Here is a 22,097-nt window from a genome sequence, read left to right as displayed (position 1 = left end):
TTAGAATTTGGGTCTTTCCAAACACAGAGAAGGGACGGACGCGCTCAGGGTCTGAGCGCGTCGGCAGGGAGGAGACCTTCGGCCTGAAGGCGCGCAGCGAACCCGGCGGAATGGGTGAAGAGGTGTGTGCGCCAGCCGCGATCGGCGGCGGCGGCGATGTTCTCGGCCCGGTCGTCGGTGAAGAGGATGCGGTCACCGGAGACGCCGCTCGCCTCTTCGAGGGCTTCGTAGATGGCGGGGTCCGGCTTCATGAGTTTGAGGCGCCCTGAAACGATCGTGCCGTCAAATTCGGCCAGCGGCGGATAAAGCTCTTGGGCCAGATCGAAGGTTTCACGCCCGAAATTGGTAAGCGCCCAACAAGCGATGCCCCGTCCGCGCAGTTCGCGCAGCAGGTGGACGCTGTCGGGGATCAGAGGCGTCGCCATGAGGTGCCAGTGATCGCGCCAGGCGAGGATCTCGTGGGACCATTCGGGGTGATCGGCGGCGAGGGCCTCAATCGTCTCGTGCCATGGAGCACCATTGTCGATGCTCTCATTGGCCTCGGAGAGGGGGACTTCGGCAAAGAGGCGCTGCCGGGCCTCGGGGCCAATGGCGCGGTCGTAAAAACCGTCCGGATCCCAATTAAGGAGCACCATGCCAATGTCAAAGACAACGAGTTCGGGTGTCATATCTGAGCCTCCGGGAGAGTTCTGAGGACCCGTTCCAGCGCATCGCTGAAGCGGGAGCGATCCGCGCGGGAGAAGGGGCGGCCGCCACCCTGTCGGAACGGGTCAGCGCTGCGGAGGTCCGTCATCAGATCGCGGGTGGCGAGAGCTTGTCCGACATTGCGCTCGGTAAGGAGTTCTCCGTCGGGCTTGATGACCTTCGCGCCCCCCTCAACGGCGCGAGCCGCCAGCGGGATGTCATCGGTGACGACGACGTCTCCCGGCCCAGCGCGGTCGGCAATCCACTGGTCTGCCACATCAGGGCCCTCGGGGACATAAACCGTCTCGATCAGCGGATTAGGCGAGGGGCGCAGGCCACCGTTGCAAACCATGGTCACTTGAGTCTTGCGGCGGGTCGCGACGGTGGCGATCTCGTCCTTCACCGGGCAGGCATCAGCATCGACATAGATCACCCGTAGAGCGCCTCGGCATGGAAGGCGACGTGCTCTTCGATGAAGGTCGAGATGAAGAAATAGCTGTGATCGTAGCCGGGTTGCAGGCGGAAGGCGCCCTGCTGGCGACGATCGGCCATAGCGGTGGCGAGGGCCGTGGGTTTCAGTTTGTCCCAAAACTGGTCCGCCGTCCCCGTATCCACCAGCACCGGACCGTCGAAGCCTCTGTCCCGCATCACCTCGCTGGCATCATGAGGTCGCCATTTCTCGCGGTCCTCGCCGAGATACAGGCCAAACTGACGGGTGCCCCAGTCACTGTCCATGGTCCGGCACAAGGGCGCAAAGGCGGAAATCGAGGTAAACCGATCCCGCCCCAAGGCCATGCCAATGGTCAGCGCCCCGTGGCCCCCCATGGAATGGCCAGTGATCGCCTGCCGGTCCATGTCGAGCGGGAATTCGGCCCCGACCAGCGCGGGCAACTCCTCGGTGAGGTAGTCCCACATGCGGAAATGGGACGCCCAGGGGCTCTCGGTCGCGTTCACGTAGTAGCTGGCGCCCTGACCCATATCGAAGCTCTCGTCATCGGCCACGCCCTCGCCCCGGGGAGAGGTGTCAGGAAAAATCAGCGCCACTCCGGTCTCGGCAGCGATGGCCTGAGCGCCGGCCTTGGTCATGGCGTTCTCATGTGTGCAGGTAAGGCCCGAAAGGAACCAGAGCACCGGAACCGGGCCAGTTTTGGCTTCCTCCGGAAGAAAAAGGCCGAACGTCATATCGCTGGCACAGGTCTCCGAGCTGTGGGTGTAGACCCCTTGCACGCCGCCAAAGCAGATATTTTCGGATCTGGTTTCCATCAGCCACCTCTTTTCTGCACGCCGTTGTGACGTGTTTTTCTACCCTGCGTCAACTGGTGGGAAAATTTGTGGCTGGCCTACCGCTACACCGATGGGTAGGTAACAAGTAAAGCCTTTTCCACCCAAGATTTATTGCTCTGATGCCATGGTACCTCCGGTGGCCTGAGAGTGATGCGTAAAAAAGGGACACCATGGCCGTTCTGACCGAGTATCTGAGTGGGTCCGCTGATGGCACGGCGGGGTATGACATCAAGATCAACTTCGATGGGTCAGGCTGGACCGAGGCAAATCAGCAGGCCTTCATCGATGCAGCCGATTTTCTGTCCTCGGTGATCCTGTCGGATTTGTCCGATGTGAACGCCACGTTCCTGATCAACGGATCGCCACGGACCCTCTCGATCGATGATCTGGAGATCGATGCGTCGCTGCAGGCAATCGATGGGCCGGGCGGCATTCTGGGTTCGGCCGGGCCCTATACGCCGCTTGCCGCCGACGGCGATCGAGTCGAGGAGTTGCCCTGGCTCGGAGTGATGCAATTCGACATCGCAGAATTTGAGCCGGGTGGTTTTTTCGAGGACGCGGACCTCTACGCCGCCACGATTCTGCACGAGATGCTGCACGTAGTTGGCGTCGGGACAATCTGGCAGGAGAAGGGACTGCTGACCGGCGCGGGCACGATCGATCCGCGCTTTACCGGCGCCAATGCGATGTTCGAATATCAAGCGCTTTACGGGTCGGCCTATGCCGCCGATCCGAATGCGGCAACCGGTGTGCCAGTGGAGAATGACGGCGGTCCGGGGACGGCGGACAGTCATTGGGAAGAGGACATCTTCACCAATGAGATCATGACCGGTTTTTTGAATCTCGGAGTCAACACGTTCTCGAACCTGACCCTCGCCTCGCTCGAAGACATCGGATACGCGACGACCTACGTGCCGACTTGCTTTGTCGCGGGAACGGTGATCCTGACATGTCACGGCTGGCGTCTGGTCGAAGACCTGCAGCCGGGTGATCGGATCCAGACCCGCGACAACGGGTTGCAACGTCTGCGCCATATCACCGACAGCACCGCGCCAACCGCATGGCAACGGCAGCGGGGAACGCTCCGCCCTCTGCAGATCACTCTGCCCGACCAAGGCAGCGGTGAGATGCGCCGCCTCGTCGTGTCGCGCCAGCACCGAGTATTGCTTGCGGATGCGGTGGCTCAGCGGATGTTTGGCGCTGACGAAGTTCTGTTACCCGCCAAGGATCTTCTCGGCAGCCCCGCGGCAAGGATTCTGCCACCTACAGGCTCTGTGCGCTACCTGAACCTGCTGTTTGACCAGCACGAGGTGATCTCGGCCAATAACCTTTGGTGCGAAAGCATGCTAGCTGGAGAGGAGGCTAGACGGGCTTTGCCCGAGACAGAGCGCCTGTTGTTGGAGGCAAGCAGTCACACTCGGCCTGCGCGGCACCTCGTCCGTGGCAAACGAGCCCGCCATATGGTCGCCCGAATTGCCCGGCACGACCGTCTCCGCGCGATGGCTTAGCCTGATCCGATGAGCATCCCGGCCGCCAGCACCAGCCCGCCGCCAATCACGACCTGAAGGGTCGCGCGCCAGAATGGAGTCTGCATGTAGCGGTTCTGAATCCACGCGATGGCCCAGAGCTCGACGAAGACAACCACGAAGGCGATGATCGTTGCCGTCCAGAAATCCGGGATCAGGTATGGCAAAGCGTGCCCGAGGCCACCGATCGTCGTCATCACACCGGTGGCGATGCCGCGCTTTACCGGCGAGCCGCGGCCCGAGATCTGCCCATCGTCCGAGGCCGCTTCGGTGAAGCCCATGGAGATCCCGGCGCCAACGCTGGCCGCGAGCCCGACGAGGAAGGTCTGCCACGTGTCGCCCGTGGCGAAAGCCGCCGCGAAGATCGGCGCAAGGGTCGAGACAGAGCCATCCATCAACCCCGCCAGTCCCGGCTGCACCCAGGTCAGCACGAACTGGCGGTGGGCGGCGTCGGCCTCCTTATCCCGGGTTTCGCCATCGAGATGTGCCTCGGTCAGATCCTCGGCCAGAGTCACATGGCCCGCCTCCGCCGCCGCCAGATCCCCAAGCAATGCCCGCGTTTTTGCATCCGTCGCGTGGGCTGCGGCGTTTCGGTAAAACGCACCTGCCTCTTCCTCCATCCGCGCGGCTTCATCGCGGATCCGCTCCAATCCGAGGTTTTCGACCAACCAGACCGGTCGACGCGCATAGAAGCCCGCCACGTGCTCCCGGCGGATCAGCGGAATCGTCTCGCCAAACCGCTCGCGGTGCAACTCGATCAGGCGATGACGGTGCTCGTCTTCTTCGGCGGCCATGCCCTCAAAAATTGCAGCAGACGCTGGAAACTCCTCGCGCAACCGCGCCGCATAGCTGCGATAGATCCGTCCGTCATCTTCTTCCGAAGAGATCGCGAGGGCGAGGATTTCCTGCTCGGACAGATCCTTGAACTGACGTCTGTATCCCAAATTCAGCCCCATCTCGCACGCCTCCGGACAACCGACAGCTCTACCCTAATCTGGCCCTGCCGCGTGGCAACCGCAAAGAGCGCGTATGAGGCGACCTTGATCAATATCCGTTCAGCGCCCATCTTATTGCGATCCACGGGACCTGTTCAGGTCCCTGCCGGGGAGAGCGCACATCGCAGATCTGACCTCAAATCCGCCGATCAAGCGGGGCCGCAAATTCGCGCAGGTCGTCGAGGGTGCGCGCAAAGTGTTCCTCTGCGACGGCTTCGAAGGTGCCAGCGTGGATACCATCGCGCGCTCCGCAGGCGTGTCCAAGGCAACCCTCTACAGCTATTTCCCTGACAAGCGCCTCTTATTTCTCGAAGTGGCCGCCAACGAGTGCCGTGTTCAGGGCGAAGCCGCGATCCGCGCGCTCGATTTTAACGCGGCACCGCGGGTCTTTCTGACCGAGGCCGGGCGGGCGATCATGTCTTTCCTCCTGTCAGAGACGGGGCGCAGCGTGTTTCGCATCGCCATCGCGGAATCCGGCCGCTTTCCTGAGTTGGGCCGCGCCTTTTGGGAGAGCGGACCGGGCATGATCGAGCGATCGCTAACCCGTTACATCGACCTCGCCGAAGCCCGTGGCGAATTGCACGCAACCGACAAGACGCTTGCCGCGCACCAGTTCGCTGAACTCTGCAAGGCTCAGATCTTTCCCCGGCTATGCCTCGGCCTGCAGCAGGACTGCAGCTGCGCCGAGCAATCCCATGTGCTCGACGAAGCCGTGGAAACCTGGCTGGCGCGCTACGCCACAGTCTAGAGCCGACCATCCCCGGAATGCCAACTTGTCGCGCATGACGCGACATTCCCTTGATTTTTCAACCTCTGCGCTAGTTCTCTGAAAATGGGGCAAAATCTCTGGAGGGAGTGATGAAACTCAGGGGGCATTCTGTTAAATCACTGCTCGCGGGCGGTCTTGCCGTCGTTGCGGCGGGCAGCGTTGTCGGGCTGATCGTTTTCGCCTTTGCCATGTTCGGGGGCATGGATCTGTCGGCGCGCAAGCCAGACCCGAAGATCGTCTATCACCTCCTGCACCGGACCTTCAAAAGCTCGGTCGCACGGCGCGCGCCTGACGAGGTTCCCGAAGATCTGGACGACCGGTCCCGGGTCCTGCTCGGCGCGCAGCATTACGCCAATGCCTGCGCGAAGTGTCACGGCGGACCCGGTCTGGGTCAGAACCCCCAAGCCCTAGCCATGCGTCCGCGGCCCCAGCACCTCGCATCGGTCGTGGAGCAATTCTCCGACGGCGAGCTGCATTACATCGTAGATGAGGGTGTACGCATGTCTGCTATGCCCGCCTGGCCCGCCGAGGGACGCGGCGATGAGATCTGGAATGTGGTCGCCTTCCTGAGACAACTGCCGGACATGACCGCTGACGAGTATGTCGCGCTCCTCCAGCCGCGCGATCTGTCCAACGCCGAAGCGGCCGAAGCGATTGCCTATGGCACACCCGGCGCACCGAAGGATAACGGCTTGCAGAATGGGATCCGCTGGCCCGAGGAGGAATACGCCTATGCATCGCCTGCCACCGAGTGGCGCGACTTTGCCATCGAGGGAGACCTCGTTCAGCGCTGCGCAGCCTGTCACGGGGCCGAGGGTGCGGGCAGCACCACCGAGGGCCGTGCTCCGAACCTGACAACCCTGTCAGCGGGCCAGATCACCCGAGCTCTCGACGCGTATGCTTCGGGCAACCGGAAATCCGGCATCATGCAGATCGTCGCGGCAAATCTCTCCGAAGGGCAGCGCAAGGCGCTCGGCGACTATTATGACAGCCTGCCGGACCAGCCCTCGCCGATGCAGGGCAAAGGCGACATGGCGCTGGGCGAGCAGATCGCGACCGAGGGCAAACTCATTGCAGGGGTGCCCGCGTGTCTGACGTGCCATAATGACAGCGCACCGTCGCTTGCCGGTCAGAGCGCCAGCTATATCGAAGACCAGTTGCACGTCTTCGCTACCGAAGTCCGGGGCGCGGGCGGCTATTGGAAAGCGATGCCCTATGTCGCCCAGAACCTCACCATGGAGGAACGCGCCGCCGTGGCGACCTACATGGCCGCACAGGATCCAGCCGCCAAACCGCCGGTGGTAGATTTGCTGGCGAGTGCCGATCCTGCCGCCGGGGCCGAAGTAGTCGAGCGGATCTGCAAGGAATGCCACCAGTCGAGCGGCCTTGGCAGCGAGGGCGGTGACGTGCCGAACCTGACCCTGACCAAAGCAAGCTACCTGCATCAGCAGCTCTGGAAGTTCCGCGAGGAATTGCGCCCAAGTTCCAAGATGAACCAGACCGCCCGACGTCTGAGCGAAGACGAAATCGCCAACGTAGCTGCCTATTTCGGCACCCTGACGCCGGTGCGCGTCGACAGGGATGGCGACGCGGAAGCTATCGCTCGGGGCGCGACAATTGCACAGAACGGTATTCCCGACTCGAATGTTCCGAGCTGTCTGGGCTGCCACGGAGGGGAGACCGCCAACCCGCTGATTCCGCGTCTCAATGGGCAGAATGTGGAGTATCTCAGGGACCGGCTCGATACTTTCCAGGGGGTCGTAGGCGAACGGATTTACGGCTTCTCGCCGATGCCCGCCATTGCGTCACAGATGACGGCAGAGCAGCGGGATGACGTGGCCGCTTGGTTCGCAGCGCAAGAGCCTCTGGCGAAGTAATCCTGAGCAGGGTAAGAAAGTTGCGCGCGGGCCCCGTGGCTCGCGCGTCTTTCATCCCAAGGCCCAGGACCCCATGACGGATCACGCCCCCCAATCCCTCGATAACCCTTTTGCAGCGACCGCGCGCACGCTCAGTCAGGCACTGCCGTTCTTCCAGCGCTACAACCACGCCACAGTGGTGATTAAGCTCGGCGGTCATGCCATGGGCTCAGACGAGGCCATGCGCAGTTTTGCCCGCGATATCGTGTTAATGAGTCATGTGGGCGTGAATCCGGTCATCGTCCATGGGGGCGGCCCGATGATCAACGCCACGCTGAAGGCGCAGGGGGTGGAGAGCGAGTTCGTCAACGGCAAACGCGTCACCGATGCCGCCACCATCGAGGTGGTCGAGATGGTGCTCTCGGGTCTCGTGGGCAAGCGCATCGTGCAGGCAATTCAGGCTGAGGGTGGTACGGCGGTCGGTATCTCGGGCAAGGACGCACGGCTGATGGTCTGCGAACAGACCGATCCCGCGCTTGGCTTCGTCGGCACGCCGGTGGAGTGCAATCCGGGCTTTCTGGAGCGTCTGAAGGACAGCAAGACCATCCCGGTAATCGCGCCCATCGGCACGGGTCGAAATGGCGAGACCTTCAACGTGAATGGCGACACCGCAGCCGGTGCCATCGCGGCAGCACTGAAAGCCGACCGGCTCTTGCTCCTGACCGATGTGGCCGGCGTGAAGGGCGCCGATGGAGAGGTGATTTCGGAGATCACACCCGAGGCGATCCGCGAGCTGACCCAGGACGGCACCATTGCCGGGGGCATGATTCCAAAGACAGAAACCGCCCTCGACGCCATGGAAGGTGGTGTACGCGCGGCGGTCATCCTCGACGGTCGGGTGCCCAATGCCTGCCTGCTGGAGCTTTACACCGAAGCCGGTGCCGGCACGCTGATCCGGGGCCCGAGGTGACAGCGCCCAATGTGACAGAGGCGTTGGCGCCCCATGGGCTCCGACCCCTCGGCACATGCACTGTCACCAGCGCTGACGAGTTGCCCGGGCTGGGCAGCCTGGTCCTTGTGGGGCCTGAAGAGCCCGGGTTCTGGGACGTCTTTTCCGCGTCACCCGAAGCTTCAGACGGCGTATCCGACCCGCTGGACCGTTGGTCGCAGCGGGTCCTGGATGACGTCGCGGACGAGTTGGGCGCGACCGCACTCTATCCTTTCGGCACTCCCGCCCGGCCCTTTATAGGCTGGGCGCTGCGCACTGGGGCCGCGTTTGCGTCTCCGGTCCAGCTCCTCGTCCATGCGGAGGCAGGGCTGCACGTTTCCTACCGGGGCGCCCTTGGCTTTACCGAGACACTCTCTCCAGAGGCCCCAACCCCATCGCCCTGCACGCCATGTCCCCGCCCCTGCCTGACCGCCTGCCCCGTGAATGCCATGGGACCTGACGGCTATGACACGGCGCGTTGCCGCGCACATCTCGCCGAGAGCAACACCTGCCGAGATGGATGTTTGGTCCGGCGCGCTTGCCCAGTCGGCCCCGACCGCGCAGCCGCTCAAGGACGTTTCCACATGGAGGCCTTCATCCGATGACGCTGCGCCTGATCCTCACCCGCCACGCCAAGTCTGACTGGTCCCATGCCGGGCTCGCCGATCATGACCGCCCCCTGAACGAACGTGGCAACGTGTCTGCACCCGCGATCGGCCTCTGGCAAAAGCGCCACGGCTACCTTCCAGACACCGCGCTGCTGTCCACGGCCACACGGGTTCGGGAGACCTGGTCGCTGATTTCAGCGGAGCTGGGCCGGACCGTGTCGGAGCGTTACGAGTCCGGCCTTTATCATGCCGACCCCGATCATATGCTCTGTTATCTGGCTGGCGAAACGGCACAAACCGTGCAGATGATCGGCCACAATCCAGGAATGTGCGAACTTGTTCGCCAGCTTTCTGCGACGACGATCCCGCATGAGGCGTTTAGCCGATTCCCCACATGCGCGACACTGGTACTCGATTTCAGCGCAGACAGCTGGACCGACATCCGGGATCGCAGCGGAACCGTCGTCGATTTCGTGATCCCTCGTGAGCTCGTCTGACAGGCCTCATTCTGCGCCATCGCGGGCGTAGACGTCCTCGTAACGAATGATGTCGTCCTCGCCGAGATAGCTGCCAGTCTGCACCTCAATCAGCACCATCGGGACCTTGCCCGGATTTTCAAGCCGGTGCACAGACCCCAGCGGGACATAGACGCTCTGATTTTCCGACAGGAGACTGACCTCGTCATCGACCGTCACCCTGGCCGTGCCCTGCACGACGATCCAATGCTCGGACCTGTGAAAATGGCTCTGCAAGGACAGTGCCCCGCCGGGATGAACGTGGATGCGCTTCACCTGGAAGCGATCGCGGACCACGAGGCTCTGGAACCAGCCCCATGGACGGTGATCGACGGGGAATGTCGTCGCCTGCCCGGCGCCCTTTGCCTTTAGCGCGGCCACGGCATCCTTGACCTCCTGCGCGCGATCCATGGGCGCGACCAGTACCGCGTCGTTCATCGCCACGGCGATCATGTCAGATAACCCGATGCCCACGAGCTCTACGTCCTGCGACTCGGAACGCAACAGCGTGTCAGTACAATCAATCGCGGTCGCATGGTTCGAAATTGCGTTCCCGGCAGCGTCCTTGTCCAGAACGCTCCAGATCGCGTCCCAGCCTCCCAGATCCGACCAGTCGCTGTCATAAGGGACCACGTGGAGGCCCGCAGACCGCTCCATCACCGCGTAATCGACGGAAATATCCGGGGCGCGGCTCCATGGCTCCGGCGCGAGGCGGAGGAAACCCAGATCGACCTCGGCCTGTTCAACCGCCTCCCGGACAGCAGCGAGGACCTCGGGCGCGTGAGTCTCGAAAGCGGCCAGGATATCACTGGCGCGGAACAGAAAGATACCGGCATTCCAGAGATGTTGGCCGTCGTCGATCAGGCGGGCGGCTGTCTCGGCATCGGGCTTCTCGACGAAACGTCGGAGAGGCGTCGGACCTTCGGCAGCGGCGGCAAGCTCCAGATATCCATAGCCTGTCTCAGGTCTTGTGGGCCTGATCCCGAATAGCGTCAGATGCCCCGACAGGGCCGATGGGACTCCTTCAGCCACCGCCGACCTCAACGCCCGGTCATCGGGGATCAGATGGTCGGAGGGCGCTACGAGCATCAGCGCATCGGGATCCGTCCGGGAAAGAAAGAGAGCGGCGGCGCAGATAGCAGGCGCCGTATTTCGGCCCTCAGGCTCGATCAGGATCGCACCGGGATCAATGCCTTCGCCCACGAGCTGCTCGGTCACAACGAAGCGGAACATGGCGTTGGTCACCACCACTGGCGCCGCGAAGTCGAGGCCTTCGCCGGGTCCATTCAGCCGCGCGGCTGTTGCCTGAAACAAGCTGCGACCATCAAGAATTGGAGTGAATTGCTTGGGAAAGCTCTTGCGAGAGAGGGGCCAGAGCCGCGTGCCCGATCCGCCGCAGAGAATGACCGGATGAATGATGTGCATGTGCGCCAACCTCGTCGTGAGAGCCAAGGGTAACAGCCCTCGGATTCGAGGTCCATCTGCCCTGAGCGCACGATGAGTTTGCAAATCCTTCACCCTGTATTGGCCACCTTTGCCAAGGCACGCCAAAAATTGGAGACTGACATGACCGATCGTTTCAAGGATTATTCCAGTGGCCTCGAAAGCCCCGCCACAGAACTCATAGAGATCACGCCCGACGACTCCGCAGTGCTGCCGGTTTGCGTGCGTGGGCTGAATGTCGCTCAAAGCGGGAGTGTCCGGGTCGAGACCGTCGGTGGCAGCCTCGCGACAATCTACGTTGTGGCAGGCGGGGCTTTCCCGGTCCGCGTAGCCCGGGTTCTCGCGACCGGCACCACCGCGACGGGCATTGTGGGGATGATCTGATGCGCATCGCGATTGGCTGCGATCTGGCTCAAACGATGCCGACGGCGGAGGGGGGCGCGCCGCCGGTGGATCAGGAACTCAACGTTCATTACGGTCAAAATGCCGGCGAGATTTTGCTGCATCTTCCCCTGTCCGACCCGTCACACATGACGATCGTTGCGGATAATATCGTTCAGACTGTCGCGAGTCTCGGTGGCGGCTCCTATCCTGACGCAACCGGCAGCCAGATCACTTGGACGGGATCTGAGACGCTTTTCAAAACCGGCACGGCAGACAACGAAAAACTGTTGCTGTCCACGGCTCTGGATCTGGATGGCGGGCATATCCTGATCCCCCTGAAAATCTACACGGCCGCTTCGGGAACTGCCCGATTTTTCGGAGAGGACGACCGGGCCAGCAACGGCGCGACCGGGGCGGTGTTGATCCACATCAGTGAAACGGAAAAATCCATCCGTTTTCTCAAAGGGGGTGTATTGGTCCATGCGAGCGGCAGTTTCACGGTCGCCGACAATGCCTGGGCGATGCTCGAAATTCGTGTGCAGGGGGGGCAGTGCTCCATCTGGCACAACGGGGGCATGGTGGATCTCGCCCCTTGGTCGCCGGGCGGCTATCTTATCGACTGCATCGGTCACGCCCGTCAGGAAAACGGCAAGTCGTGGCAAGGCAGCATCGGCGACGTGGTTTTCATCCCGGTGTCCGACGACCACAATCACGTATCGCCTGAGCCCGCAGCTCTCGCCGCTCGGTCGTATCTGATGAGCCTTTACGCTCTGTGACAGGAGCAACTGGCGGGACAAGGCGACCGTTGGTGCGTTCTTTGTCCCGCAGTGCTCGCAAAAGACGGATCAGCCGGGGCTCATGCCCCGAAGCCGCTCGGACCGGCGGCGCAGGATTTCCACGGTCGTCAGCAGGCCGATGGAGATCACCACGAGGATCGTCGCCACCGCGAGAATAGTCGGCGAGATTTGCTCGCGCAGGCCGATGAACATCTGCCAGGGTAGCGTCTTCTGACCCGCGGAGCCGACAAACAGCACCACCACAACCTCGTCAAAAGACGTGATAAAGGCAAAGAGGCCACCAGAGATCACCCCGGGCAGGATCAGCGGCATCTGGACCTTGAAAAAGGTCCGCACCGGATCCGCGCCGAGATTGGCGGAAGCCCGGGTCAGGGAGTTGTCAAAGCCCACCAGCGTCGCCGTCACCGTGATGATGACAAAGGGGATGCCCAGAGCGGCGTGGGCCAGCACCACACCCCAATAGGTGCCCTGCATCCCGATCCGGCTGTAGAAGAAATACATGCCGGCCGCCGAGATGATCAGGGGCACGATCATCGGCGAGATCAGGATCGCCATGATCGCACGACGGAACGGCACGTGGGGTTGCGACAAGCCCACCGCCGCGAGCGTACCCAACGAAACCGACAATAGGGTCGCCACGGGGGCGATTTTGATCGAGTTCCACATCGCCGATTGCCAGGACGGATTAGTAAAGAAGTCCTCGTAGTGCTTCAGCGAGTAGGCATCCGCCTCCAAAGCCAGCATCCCGGGCGTAAAGGTAAAGAAGTTCTCCGCGTTGAAGCTGAGCGGGATGATGATGAGGATCGGCGCGATCAGGAAGAAGAAGATCAGGCCACAGATCACGAGGAACGTGTAGTGCCAGACCTTCTGTCCGAGCGTGGCATAGGGGGGCAATTCCATGGTCGTCTCCTTATCCCAGGCTCACGTTGTCGATGCCGACGATGCGGTCGTAGATGTAGTAGAGTAGCAGCACGACCACGAGCAGGATGGTCCCCAGCGCCGCCGCCAGACCCCAGTTCAGCGAGGACGAGATGTGGTAGGCGATCCGGTTCGAGATAAAGATACCGTCCGTGCCGCCGACAATGGCCGGGGTGATGTAGTAGCCGATGGCGAGGATGAAGACGAGGATGCAGCCCGCGCCAATGCCCGGCACTGACTGCGGGAAGTAGACCCGCCAGAAGGCCGTCCAGTTGCTCGCGCCCAGCGATTTGGCGGCGCGCACGTAATAGGGAGGGATGGTCTTCATCACCGAATAGAGCGGCAGGATCATGAAAGGCAGCAGGATATGCGTCATGGCAATGATCGTGCCCGTCTGGTTGTTGATCAGCGCCAGTCGCCCGGCATCGGAAATGAGCCCCGACCAGACCAGCAGATCGTTGATCACGCCCTCATTCTGCAAAAGCGCTTTCCACGCCGAGGTTCGGACGAGAAGCGAGGTCCAGAAGGGCAGCAGCACGAGAATCAGCAACAGGTTCGAGGTGCGCAGGGGCAGGTTCGAGAGCAGAAAGGAGATCGGGTAGCCCAGCAGGATGCAGCTGACCATGATGATCATCGACATCTTGAAGGTCCGCCAGAACAGGGTGCCGTAAACCCGCTCATCATCGGGACGCAGCGACACGCCGTCAGGGGTCAGCTGGAAGTCGATGGCCGAAAGGAAATAACCGGCCGTGTAGGGGCTGGAGAACGCTTCGATGGTGCCCCAGATCTGCGGATCGGCCCAGTCTTCGTCAATCTCGTCGAGGAAGAACTCGCGAACCGGCTGGGTCTCGAAACCGCCGACTGCGCCTTGTGCTTCGGTGATGAGTGCCACCAAGTCACCGTCATAGAACGCCGCCGCATCAGCGCCACCGCTCAGGTCCTCGTAAAGCGCCTGATAGACGATGGCCCAGGGCTTTTCTTGGGCCGGGTTGTCCGCATCCTCGGTCTGGATGACGGTGGCAAACTGGCTGTACATGCGTGCCGTCTCGGGCAAGGCCTGCTGCGCGACAGGGGAGATCAGGAAGGGAGATCCGGCCCCTTCGGCATTGGCCTGACCCGAGATCCAGTCCGGATCGGCCATGAGGCCCACCCACGTCGCGGGCTCTTCCCAGGCTTCGTTCAGGTCTTCGAACTGGTCCTGATAGACTTCGCCAACCTCGTCGACCTTACGGCCCGACTTGCGGAACAAGGAGGAGACCCCGGTGGTCTCATAATTGAGGCGGGAGCCTAGGCGAGTGTGGGTTTTCAGCTCTGTCGCGACGGCCAGATCCTTGGCCAGCGCGGTAAAGGTCTGCTCGTCCGGCGCATCTCCGCCTTCCCAGCGGTCAAGCTCAACCACAGTGCGCGGGAGCGTTTCCGACACGATGTCGTTCTGCACGGACCGAAACAGCATGTCCGCAATCGGCGCGATGAAAGTGATCACGATGAACAGGAGCAGCGGTGCGATCAGTAACAGCGCCCGGATCTTCTGCGCCCGGAGCGCCCGGCTCAGGGATTTCTTCAACGGCGTGCCGTCGGCGGCCAGCATTGGACCGTCTGTCTGCTGCATGTCTGCGCTGCTCATTGTTCTTTTGTCCTCCCCTGCGCGCGCCGGATATCCGGTCGCGCTCAGTCGGTGCCTTCGACCAGAATGATGGTGCTCTCCGCACAGCGGCGGCGGATCTCGGCGACGGCCTGATACTCCGGATCGTTATAGGCGGCTTTGGCGGCCTCGTAGCTGTCAAATTCGATCACCACGTGGCGGCCCATTTCTTCTCCCTCAGGCGTCTCCGACTGCCCGCCCCGGACGATGAAGCGCGCACCATGGGCCTGCAGGATCGGCGTGTCTTTCTGAACATATTCGGGATAACCCTCCGGGTCCGTCACCCGGATATGGCCGATGATGTATCCTTTGGGCATGGTCGGTCTTTCGCCAGTGGGTGGGGGTCGGGACGGGCCACTCGGGCCCGCCCCTTTTGCTTTGGGTCGCAGACCTTACTGGGTCAGCCAGGCCTGGAACTTGGCGTCCAGATCGTCGCGATAATCAGCCCACCACTCATAGTTGTAGAGGAAGGTGTTGGTCGCGTTGGCCGGGTCGGTCGGCATGTGCGGCGCCATTTCGATGCCGAGATCGGCATGGGTGCTGACAAGCGGAGCCGAGGACATACGGGCCGGGCCGTAGGAGATGTACTTGGACTGGTCGGCCAGACGCTGGGTGTCAGTGGCGAAGTTCAGGAAGTCCTTCACGCGGGCCAGTTTCTCATCAGACAGACCAGCGGGGATGATCCAGCCGTCAAGGTCGAAGACCTGCGCGTCCCAGAGCATGGCAACCGGCTGGTTCTGCTCGGCAATCAGGCTGAACAGACGGCCGTTATAGGTCGAACCCATGACGACTTCGCCATCGGCCAGCAACTGCGGCGTGTCGGCGCCAGCGGTCCACCAGACCACCTGGTCCTTGATCTCGCTGAGCTTGGCAAAGGCCTGGTCCTGACCTTCGTCGGTCTCCAGCACGTCGTAAATGTCTTCCTTAGCCACGCCATCGCAGAGCAGGGCCCATTCGAGGTTGCCGATTGGACGCTTCTCAAGGCTCCGCTGACCCGGGAAGTTCTCCATATCCCAGATGGCGCAGATCGACTCGGGCGTGCCGTTCCAGCCCTCGGCATCGGTGCGATAGCCAACGGTGGTGGAATACACGATCTGCGGGATGAAGCAGTCGGAGACGATCAGATCGCCGAAATCGTCGCTGGCGGAGGTGCCATCGGGCGCGGCCGCGAGCACTTCGTCATGGTCGATTTCCATCGCCAGACCTTCGTCGCAGAGACGAATGGCGTCGGAGGCCACCACGTCCACGAGGTCCCAGGTGATGTTACCGGCCTCGTTCATGGCGCGCAGCTTGGCGACGGCCTCAGCGGAGGACTCGTCCCAGGTGACGCTCACGTCGGGGTTCGCCTCGACGTAAGGTTTCACGTAGGCGTTGTCCTGGCTGGACTGGTAGGCGCCGCCCCACGACACCACAGTCATCTCGTTGGACATGTTGCCATGGCCATCAGCGAAAGCACCGGTAGCGGCAACCGCGAACGCGGCGGAGCTCATCATAAGAGTCTGAATTTTCACGTTTCTCTCCTTGTTAGGATACCCTTGTTCGTAGCTCCCGGCAGGCTGGGCGACCCGCCGGGCTCATGGCTCAGACGCTCAGTGATCGAGCGCCCGGCAATCCTGAGGCAACCATCCAATCTTGACCTTATCACCCTTTTGGAAGCGGTGCTGATCGGCGCGGTTGCGGGTCTTGGCGATGAAGTCATCGCGTCCGGCGACCCGCAGACGGGTGCGGAACACGTCGCCCATATAGATGAATTCGAGCACTTCGGCATCGAGTGTATGGGCGTCCGGGCCAAGCTCGGGGTTAAATTCCACGCGCTCGGGCCGGATCGAAACGAGCGTCTGATCGCCCACATTGTTCACATTCACCGGCATGGCGTCGATTTCTTCGCCAGTGCCATCGAGCTGCACCACGCAGCGATCACCCGAGAGCTGCGTCACCTTACCGGCCAACGTGTTGTTCTCACCGATGAACTGGGCCACGAAACTGTTCTGCGGCTGCTCATAAAGCTCATCGGGCGGGGCGAGCTGCTGGATGCGGCCGTCATCGAACACGGCGACCCGGTCGGACATGGTCAGGGCCTCGGTCTGGTCGTGGGTCACATAGACCACGGTGATGCCGAGTTCATGGGCCAGATTGGTGATCTCGAATTGCAGGCTCTCGCGCAGTTGCTTATCGAGCGCGCCGAGCGGTTCATCCATCAGCACCAGTTCCGGCTCGAACACCAGCGCGCGGGCCAAGGCGATCCGCTGCTGCTGCCCCCCCGAAAGCTGCGCCGGGCGACGGCCCCCGAAGGCCCCCATCTGCACCATGTCGAGGGCGCGCTTGATCTTCTCGTCGCGCTCAGATTTGCCCATCTTCCGCACTTCGAGCGGAAAGGCGAGGTTTTCGGCCACCGTCATGTGCGGAAACAGAGCGTAGTTCTGGAAGACCATACCGATGCCGCGCTTATGCGGTGGGATGTTGTTGATCTCCTGCCCGTCGAGGCGGATCTCGCCGTAGGTCGCCGTCTCGAACCCGGCCAGCATCATCAGGCACGTGGTCTTGCCCGAACCCGACGGCCCGAGCATCGTCAGAAACTCGCCCTTGGGGATTGAGAGGTTGAGGTCTTTCACAACCAGATTTTCGCCATCGTAGCTTTTTTGCACGCGATCGAATTCGACGAACGCTTGTCCGCTGCGGGTGTCCAGCACCTGGTCTCTCCCTGTTCTCGCCGCCGTTTGGTCGCGGCTCTTTCGCCGGAACAAATCAAACGCGCTTCGGATTTGCAAGGGACGCAATAAAATTATCCAAAATACCGGGAAAACGCAGCCAATTTAATGAGGCGATAAAAATGCCGATGTTGCCGTTCCCGCCAAGAGGGCGGTCGGTTTCAGGCCAGATCCTTGTCCTGAGAAACCTGCCCAAGCAGATTTTCTGTCAGATGAAAAAAAGGCCTTTGCATCCCCGGAACGTTTCGCTAAACGGCGCTAACCCGGCCGGGAACTCAATGCGGTCGTGGCGGAATGGTAGACGCGCAGCGTTGAGGTCGCTGTGAGGTAACACTCGTGGAGGTTCAAGTCCTCTCGACCGCACCAGTCCCCGCCGGGTTAAACCCTCCCCGCAGTTTGGCTCCCTGTTGCAGTTGTGAGGACCCCATGCCTGTTGAATGGCGCATTTCATCAGAACTCGTCCCATACGAGGACGCTGTGGCCGAGATGGAGGCCCGATGTGCCGCGATTCGCTCGGGCACCGCTTCGGAGCTGGTCTGGCTGCTGGAGCATCCGCCCCTGTACACTGCCGGAACCTCGGCGCGGGTCGAGGATCTCACTGACCCGGATCGATTCCCGGTTTATGAAAGCCGCCGTGGCGGGCAGTACACCTATCACGGGCCTGGCCAGCGAATCGCTTACGTGATGCTGGACGTGGCTGCGCGTGGGCGGGATGTTCGCAAATTTGTGGCCCAGCTCGAAGAATGGGTGATCGCGACGCTCGACAGCTTCAACGTCAAGGGCGAGATTCGCGAAGGTCGCGTTGGCGTCTGGGTCGTCCGCCCGGAGCTGCCTCCCGGCCCCGACGGCCAACCCCATGAAGACAAGGTTGCCGCCATCGGCCTGCGCTTGCGCAAGTGGGTCTCCATGCACGGGCTGTCCCTGAATGTGGAGCCCGACCTGAGCCATTTCGACGGCATCGTCCCCTGCGGCATTCGCGATCACGGGGTCACCAGCCTCGTGGATCTGGGGCTGCCGGTGACCATGGAGGACGTTGATGTAGCCCTGCGGCGCAATTTTGAATCTGTGTTCGGCAAGGGCTGACGCCTCACCGTCTGCCCTGAAAAAACGCCTGCAACAAAGCCGCCGACTCAGCTGCCGCGAGTCCGTCATAGATCTCGGGCACATGATGCGACTGAGCATGGCTGAAGACCCGCGCACCGTGTGCCACCCCCCCCGATTTCGGGTCCGCCGCGCCGTAATATAGCTTTGCGATCCGCGCCGCCGCGATGATACCCGCGCAGGCCGCGCAGGGCTCCAGCGTAACCCAAAGCGACGCGCCCGGCAGCCGCTCCTGCCCCAGTGCCGCGCAGGCCGCGCGGATTGCCTGCACTTCGGCATGGGCAGAGGGGTCGTTTAACGCTCTGGTTTCATTGCCCCGCGCCGCGAGCACGCGCCCCTCGGCAGACACCACAACCGCGCCCACGGGCACTTCGCCCCGATCAGCCGCACGACGCGCCTCGTCCAGTGCGAGAGCCATATGAGAGAGAAACGGGCTTTCCATATGATCCGTGACAGCCTACCAGCTTCGTCATGGCAAGCGAAAATACCACCGGACAGCGTATTGCAAAAATCATCGCCCGCGCGGGCCGTGCCTCACGGCGTGAAGCGGAGAGGATGATTGAGGATGGGCGCGTCACCGTGAATGGCAAGCGCATCGACAGCCCTGCGCTGAATGTCACCGAAGCGGACAAGATCACAATCGACGGCGAAGACCTGGCGCCGCCGGCCGCGCCGCGACTTTGGCTCTATCACAAACCCGCCGGCCTGGTGACGACGGCCCGTGATGAAAAGGGCAGGCCCACGGTGTTTGACAACCTGCCGCCGGAGCTGCCGCGTGTGTCTTCGGTCGGCCGACTCGACCTGACCTCTGAAGGACTGCTGTTGCTTACCAATGACGGCGAGATCAAGCGCCGGCTCGAGTTACCCACAACCGGTTGGCTGCGCAAATATCGCGTCCGCATTAATGGCGCCCCCAAAGATGAGGATCTCGCCCCCTTGCGAAAAGGGATTGAGGTCGAAGGCATCCGGTTCCAGCCGATGGAGATCCAGCTCGACCGCCAGCAGGGTGCCAATGCCTGGGTGACCATCGGTCTCCGCGAAGGCAAAAACCGCGAAATTCGGCGCGCCATGGAGGCGATCGGGTTCAGGGTGAATCGCCTGATCCGAATTTCCTACGGTCCCTTCCGCCTCGGCGACCTGAAACCGGGTTCCGTCGAAGAGGTGAAACCCCGTGTTCTGCGTGACCAACTTGGACTGTCTACCGAAGGGTTTGCGGAAAAAGCCCCCAAAAAGGTGTATATCGGCCGCAAACGTCGTCCCCGACCTCGACCAAGTCGGTAGCGCTCAAGCCAGCCGCTCGACGTCGCTCGTTGCGTTGAAGACAGGCTCGTCCGGCGGGCGCGCAGATAGCGCTTTCTCAACTGTCGCGTCGAGCTCTTTCAGCCTGTACGGTTTGTGGAGAATGGACATTCCGCATCGCACGAGATCGCCCAGTTCCTTTTCTCCGCTGAAGCCGGTTACAAACACGACCGGGCAGTCCGGGCGGATCTCACGAATTGTCCGGAAGACCTGATACCCGTTGAGCCTGGGCAGGTTCAGGTCCAGCAAGCACAGATCAATCTCAGCAGAGTGTTCCGTGTACAGATCAACGGCTTCCTGACCATCAGATGCGGTAAGCACGTCATAGTTTCGCATCTTCAGGAAAGCGGAACCGGTCGAGCGCAAACCATCTTCGTCATCGACCAGCAGAATTAGCGGCTTCTCTGTCCGCAAGGGCGGGTCGGCAACAGCGGGGGCTGGTGCGATGCCGTCAGCGGAGGTCGCCGGGAGATAGATGTCGAACACCGTTCCGACACCAACCCGCGAGTTGACCTCAGCACCGCCTTTGTGGTCGATCAGCGTGCCGTATGCCGCTGCAAGCCCAAGCCCGGAACTGCCCCTGCCGGCGTTGGGCTGTGAGAATGGATCGAAAATCCGCTCTATCTCCCGCGCAGTCATCCCGGGGCCGGTATCCTCAATCCGCACAACGATGTAATCACCAGCAACGAGCTGGAATGTTGACCGGAGATCCGCAGACGTGGCCATGTGCGCTCGACGGAGGGAAACCGTCAGTTTTCCCCCTTCAGTCATAGACTGGACACCGTTCAGCACCACATTCAGCAAAACCGCTTGCAGCGCGCTGCCATTTCCTCGAACCGCCAGAGCCTCCTGCGGAGGATCCCACTTCAGCTGAACCCGCCGATCAACCGTTTCGGAGACAATTTGCAGCGCGTCTGAGACGACTGCCTTGATATCAACAACCGAAAACTCCAGCGTTTGAACCCGCGCAAAGGCTGAAAGGTTTCGGGTCAGATCCCGGGCCCTGTCGATCGTCCGGTTCATTGACGTGATCAGCATCTCGGAATCCGAATCCAACCGATCGGCGTTCTTAATGTGCAGCATCTCCAGCTGCGTCAGAAGCCCACCCAGCATATTGTTGAAATCATGAGAAATCCCTCCCGCAAGTTGGCCGATGGTATTCATCTTATCACTTTGATGCGCTCGCTCACGTAGACTTTGTTCGACCGATATGTCCCGAAAGACGATCACGGCGCCTCTCGCCCGGCTCTCATTGAAGAAAATTGGTGCAACCGAACAGGCGATGAGAATCTTGCCGCCACCATGGGGCACCAGTTCGAGATCCAGATGAGTTTCCTCGAGTGCACCTTCGCCAGAAATCGGAGCTGCATCAAAATGATGTTCCTGTCCCGTCTGGGGATTGCGAAGAAGGACCACATCCCCCAACAACTCACCCTGCGCCGTACCACGATTGACACCCGTGAGCCGCTCGGCCAACTGATTGAACTGGGTCACCCGGCCATGCTCATCCAGGGCGATCACTCCGTCCCCGATGGAATTCAGTGTGCTGCTGATAGTCTGATGGCTACGGCGCAGGATCCGTTCAACCTCGACACGATCGCCGACATCCACCAGCATCACGTAGACCCGTTGCTCTTTGAGATTACCGCACGACCGATCAGGAACGAGACTGATTTGGAACGTCTTCTTCCCCTCAACCGTATCGATCTCGGCGTCGAAATTTGCCCGCGCGCCCTGTAGCGCCGCCTGGAAAAACGGCGCGACGCGGGCCCAATTCTGTAATCCCAGCACCTGATCGACGGAACGACCCGCAAGGTCGCCCAAGGCACCCAGTTCCCGCGCGAACGTTTGGTTGACGATTTGCAGTTTGAGATCAGATCCAACCCAACATACGAGAGCGGGCATATTATCGAGGACCAGCCTTAGGTCGTCTTGCTGAGATCGCAGCACCTCCTGGGTCTGTTCCAGGGACGTCAGCATAGGCACCATAAGCAGTCTCCAGACCAGAGCAATAGCCACGGTAAGGATTACGAAGACCACGGATATGATGCGCCCCAGTACGACCAGCGCCCGGGATAAGGCCGGCTGCAGATATGCCTCCCGCACGCTGCCGACTTTGGACGCTTGGGTGCGCACGATGACCGAGGTCTCGGTCGGCCAGAATGACAGACTGGAATGTACGCTGTCAGGATTTGCCTCAGCAACCTCTCGAACGCGCTGAGTAAGTGATTTGTCGGCAATCGCATCCCGGACAAGCGCAAGCTGCTCCGGATCCAGACCTGCCAGTTGCCAAAACGCATTGGCTTTGTCGAGTTCAGCGTCGAGCGCTGCGGAAATTTCGGCCTCGGTGGCCAGTTCTTGCCGTAACCGTGCTTGTAAGCCGCGGATGGCAACTGTGTTCAGGACATTCCCTTCGGTCCGGGTGGAGACGTATTCAACCGTACGTCCAATGGTATTCCACGACTCCATGTAGCGACCGGTGCCGCTCACGAGGCTTTGAAGGGACAGAAAGGAAGCGATGAGCCAGGAAATGGCCATCATACTGGCCAGCGTGAAAAGCATGATCAGCCCAAATGTAAG

General features: G+C 61.6%; 21 protein-coding genes, 1 tRNA gene and 1 pseudogene. 11 read left to right on the top strand and 12 right to left on the bottom strand.

Going from position 1 to position 22,097, the window contains the following annotated elements:
- Positions 1-44 precede the first annotated feature (44 nt).
- Genes FEV53_RS10330 through fghA form a run of 3 tightly spaced genes read right to left on the bottom strand, consistent with a single transcriptional unit; the run spans position 45 to position 1,947 of the window.
- Positions 45-668: an HAD family hydrolase gene (locus FEV53_RS10330; RefSeq protein WP_142834739.1), complete on the bottom strand. Its 624-nt coding sequence runs from the start codon at positions 666-668 to the stop codon at positions 45-47.
- On the bottom strand, positions 665-1,117 hold the full coding sequence (locus FEV53_RS10325) for a YaiI/YqxD family protein (RefSeq protein ID WP_142834738.1): 453 nt from the start codon (positions 1,115-1,117) through the stop codon (positions 665-667). The genes FEV53_RS10330 and FEV53_RS10325 overlap by 4 nt, the downstream gene beginning before the upstream one ends.
- On the bottom strand, positions 1,114-1,947 hold the full coding sequence (gene fghA, locus FEV53_RS10320; protein ID WP_142834737.1) for an S-formylglutathione hydrolase: 834 nt from the start codon (positions 1,945-1,947) through the stop codon (positions 1,114-1,116). The genes FEV53_RS10325 and fghA overlap by 4 nt, the downstream gene beginning before the upstream one ends.
- Positions 1,948-2,138: 191 nt before the next feature.
- Between fghA and FEV53_RS10315 the strand changes: the two genes are divergently transcribed.
- Entirely contained in the window at positions 2,139-3,476 is a 1,338-nt protein-coding gene (locus tag FEV53_RS10315) for a Hint domain-containing protein (RefSeq protein WP_142834736.1), read from the top strand.
- Here FEV53_RS10315 and mbfA read toward each other — a convergent pair.
- Positions 3,473-4,450 (bottom strand): iron exporter MbfA, encoded by a 978-nt coding sequence (gene mbfA / locus FEV53_RS10310; RefSeq protein ID WP_142834735.1) that lies wholly within the window; start codon positions 4,448-4,450, stop codon positions 3,473-3,475. The genes FEV53_RS10315 and mbfA overlap by 4 nt on opposite strands.
- Before the next feature lie 169 nt (positions 4,451-4,619).
- On the opposite strand from mbfA, the gene FEV53_RS10305 reads away from it, so the two are divergent.
- From FEV53_RS10305 to FEV53_RS10285, 5 genes are all read left to right on the top strand, one after another.
- Positions 4,620-5,237, top strand: coding sequence for a TetR/AcrR family transcriptional regulator (locus FEV53_RS10305; protein WP_142834734.1), 618 nt, complete (start codon positions 4,620-4,622; stop codon positions 5,235-5,237).
- A 110-nt stretch (positions 5,238-5,347) separates the two neighbouring features.
- The gene (locus tag FEV53_RS10300) at positions 5,348-7,135 is read left to right on the top strand and encodes a c-type cytochrome (RefSeq protein WP_142834733.1); all 1,788 of its coding nucleotides are present in this window, start codon (positions 5,348-5,350) and stop codon (positions 7,133-7,135) included.
- A gap of 73 nt (positions 7,136-7,208) precedes the next feature.
- Positions 7,209-8,084 carry an acetylglutamate kinase gene (argB, locus tag FEV53_RS10295; protein WP_142834732.1) on the top strand — a complete coding sequence of 292 codons (876 nt, stop codon included), beginning with the start codon at positions 7,209-7,211 and terminating at the stop codon, positions 8,082-8,084.
- Positions 8,081-8,707 (top strand): ferredoxin, encoded by a 627-nt coding sequence (locus FEV53_RS10290; protein ID WP_142834731.1) that lies wholly within the window; start codon positions 8,081-8,083, stop codon positions 8,705-8,707. Before argB ends, FEV53_RS10290 begins: the two co-directional genes overlap by 4 nt.
- On the top strand, positions 8,704-9,207 hold the full coding sequence (locus FEV53_RS10285; protein ID WP_142834730.1) for a SixA phosphatase family protein: 504 nt from the start codon (positions 8,704-8,706) through the stop codon (positions 9,205-9,207). Before FEV53_RS10290 ends, FEV53_RS10285 begins: the two co-directional genes overlap by 4 nt.
- 6 nt (positions 9,208-9,213) lie before the next feature.
- Here the strand turns inward: FEV53_RS10285 and FEV53_RS10280 are convergent, their stop codons facing one another.
- Entirely contained in the window at positions 9,214-10,650 is a 1,437-nt protein-coding gene (locus tag FEV53_RS10280) for a mannose-1-phosphate guanylyltransferase/mannose-6-phosphate isomerase (RefSeq protein ID WP_142834729.1), read from the bottom strand.
- A 141-nt stretch (positions 10,651-10,791) separates the two neighbouring features.
- Between FEV53_RS10280 and FEV53_RS10275 the strand changes: the two genes are divergently transcribed.
- Positions 10,792-11,052: a spike base protein, RCAP_Rcc01079 family gene (locus FEV53_RS10275; protein ID WP_142834728.1), complete on the top strand. Its 261-nt coding sequence runs from the start codon at positions 10,792-10,794 to the stop codon at positions 11,050-11,052.
- The gene (locus FEV53_RS10270) at positions 11,052-11,828 is read left to right on the top strand and encodes a hypothetical protein (RefSeq protein WP_142834727.1); all 777 of its coding nucleotides are present in this window, start codon (positions 11,052-11,054) and stop codon (positions 11,826-11,828) included. Before FEV53_RS10275 ends, FEV53_RS10270 begins: the two co-directional genes overlap by 1 nt.
- Positions 11,829-11,897: 69 nt before the next feature.
- Here the strand turns inward: FEV53_RS10270 and FEV53_RS10265 are convergent.
- The 5 genes and pseudogenes from FEV53_RS10265 to FEV53_RS10245 all read right to left on the bottom strand — a co-directional run.
- Positions 11,898-12,749, bottom strand: a pseudogene (locus FEV53_RS10265) (ABC transporter permease); the annotation flags it as partial.
- Between the two features lie 10 nt (positions 12,750-12,759).
- Positions 12,760-14,391, bottom strand: coding sequence for an ABC transporter permease (locus FEV53_RS10260; protein ID WP_185962164.1), 1,632 nt, complete (start codon positions 14,389-14,391; stop codon positions 12,760-12,762).
- A gap of 44 nt (positions 14,392-14,435) precedes the next feature.
- Positions 14,436-14,726: a DUF1330 domain-containing protein gene (locus tag FEV53_RS10255; protein ID WP_142834725.1), complete on the bottom strand. Its 291-nt coding sequence runs from the start codon at positions 14,724-14,726 to the stop codon at positions 14,436-14,438.
- A 75-nt stretch (positions 14,727-14,801) separates the two neighbouring features.
- Entirely contained in the window at positions 14,802-15,902 is a 1,101-nt protein-coding gene (locus FEV53_RS10250; protein WP_425465481.1) for an extracellular solute-binding protein, read from the bottom strand.
- 96 nt (positions 15,903-15,998) lie between these two features.
- Positions 15,999-17,099, bottom strand: a complete 1,101-nt coding sequence (locus FEV53_RS10245; protein WP_142834723.1) for an ABC transporter ATP-binding protein — start codon at positions 17,097-17,099, stop codon at positions 15,999-16,001.
- Positions 17,100-17,397: 298 nt separating this feature from the next.
- On the opposite strand from FEV53_RS10245, the gene FEV53_RS10240 reads away from it, so the two are divergent.
- Together FEV53_RS10240 and lipB are read left to right on the top strand one after the other, a co-directional pair.
- Positions 17,398-17,483: transfer RNA gene (locus tag FEV53_RS10240), tRNA-Leu, on the top strand.
- Positions 17,484-17,543: 60 nt separating this feature from the next.
- Positions 17,544-18,200, top strand: a complete 657-nt coding sequence (lipB, locus tag FEV53_RS10235) for a lipoyl(octanoyl) transferase LipB (protein WP_142834722.1) — start codon at positions 17,544-17,546, stop codon at positions 18,198-18,200.
- Between the two features lie 4 nt (positions 18,201-18,204).
- Here lipB and FEV53_RS10230 read toward each other — a convergent pair whose 3' ends face one another.
- Entirely contained in the window at positions 18,205-18,660 is a 456-nt protein-coding gene (locus tag FEV53_RS10230; protein WP_246100782.1) for a nucleoside deaminase, read from the bottom strand.
- Between the two features lie 29 nt (positions 18,661-18,689).
- Here FEV53_RS10230 and FEV53_RS10225 point away from each other — a divergent pair, with 29 nt between their 5' ends.
- Positions 18,690-19,499 (top strand): pseudouridine synthase, encoded by an 810-nt coding sequence (locus tag FEV53_RS10225; RefSeq protein ID WP_142834721.1) that lies wholly within the window; start codon positions 18,690-18,692, stop codon positions 19,497-19,499.
- A gap of 3 nt (positions 19,500-19,502) precedes the next feature.
- On the opposite strand, the gene FEV53_RS10220 is transcribed toward FEV53_RS10225, so the two are convergent.
- The gene (locus tag FEV53_RS10220) at positions 19,503-22,079 is read right to left on the bottom strand and encodes a hybrid sensor histidine kinase/response regulator (protein WP_142834720.1); all 2,577 of its coding nucleotides are present in this window, start codon (positions 22,077-22,079) and stop codon (positions 19,503-19,505) included.
- Positions 22,080-22,097 lie beyond the last annotated feature (18 nt).

The sequence above is a fragment of the Palleronia caenipelagi genome, from assembly GCF_007004065.1.
Classification (GTDB): Bacteria; Pseudomonadota; Alphaproteobacteria; order Rhodobacterales; family Rhodobacteraceae; genus Palleronia; species Palleronia caenipelagi.
The sequence above is the reverse complement of the archived record's forward strand: the minus strand, read 5'-3'. Positions and strand labels throughout refer to the sequence as shown.

Excerpts from the sequence above, each read along its gene's own strand:
- FEV53_RS10330 (WP_142834739.1), bottom strand. The coding sequence starts at position 668 with ATGACACCCGAACTCGTTGTCTTTGACATTGGCATGGTGCTCCTTAAT.
- fghA (WP_142834737.1), bottom strand. The coding sequence starts at position 1,947 with ATGGAAACCAGATCCGAAAATATCTGCTTTGGCGGCGTGCAAGGGGTC.
- FEV53_RS10315 (WP_142834736.1), top strand. The coding sequence starts at position 2,139 with ATGGCCGTTCTGACCGAGTATCTGAGTGGGTCCGCTGATGGCACGGCG.
- mbfA (WP_142834735.1), bottom strand. The coding sequence starts at position 4,450 with ATGGGGCTGAATTTGGGATACAGACGTCAGTTCAAGGATCTGTCCGAG.
- FEV53_RS10300 (WP_142834733.1), top strand. The coding sequence starts at position 5,348 with ATGAAACTCAGGGGGCATTCTGTTAAATCACTGCTCGCGGGCGGTCTT.
- argB (WP_142834732.1), top strand. The coding sequence starts at position 7,209 with ATGACGGATCACGCCCCCCAATCCCTCGATAACCCTTTTGCAGCGACC.
- FEV53_RS10285 (WP_142834730.1), top strand. The coding sequence starts at position 8,704 with ATGACGCTGCGCCTGATCCTCACCCGCCACGCCAAGTCTGACTGGTCC.
- FEV53_RS10280 (WP_142834729.1), bottom strand. The coding sequence starts at position 10,650 with ATGCACATCATTCATCCGGTCATTCTCTGCGGCGGATCGGGCACGCGG.
- FEV53_RS10275 (WP_142834728.1), top strand. The coding sequence starts at position 10,792 with ATGACCGATCGTTTCAAGGATTATTCCAGTGGCCTCGAAAGCCCCGCC.
- FEV53_RS10270 (WP_142834727.1), top strand. The coding sequence starts at position 11,052 with ATGCGCATCGCGATTGGCTGCGATCTGGCTCAAACGATGCCGACGGCG.
- FEV53_RS10260 (WP_185962164.1), bottom strand. The coding sequence starts at position 14,391 with ATGAGCAGCGCAGACATGCAGCAGACAGACGGTCCAATGCTGGCCGCC.
- FEV53_RS10255 (WP_142834725.1), bottom strand. The coding sequence starts at position 14,726 with ATGCCCAAAGGATACATCATCGGCCATATCCGGGTGACGGACCCGGAG.
- FEV53_RS10250 (WP_425465481.1), bottom strand. The coding sequence starts at position 15,902 with ATGATGAGCTCCGCCGCGTTCGCGGTTGCCGCTACCGGTGCTTTCGCT.
- lipB (WP_142834722.1), top strand. The coding sequence starts at position 17,544 with ATGCCTGTTGAATGGCGCATTTCATCAGAACTCGTCCCATACGAGGAC.
- FEV53_RS10230 (WP_246100782.1), bottom strand. The coding sequence starts at position 18,660 with ATGGAAAGCCCGTTTCTCTCTCATATGGCTCTCGCACTGGACGAGGCG.
- FEV53_RS10225 (WP_142834721.1), top strand. The coding sequence starts at position 18,690 with ATGGCAAGCGAAAATACCACCGGACAGCGTATTGCAAAAATCATCGCC.
- FEV53_RS10220 (WP_142834720.1), bottom strand. The coding sequence starts at position 22,079 with ATGCTTTTCACGCTGGCCAGTATGATGGCCATTTCCTGGCTCATCGCT.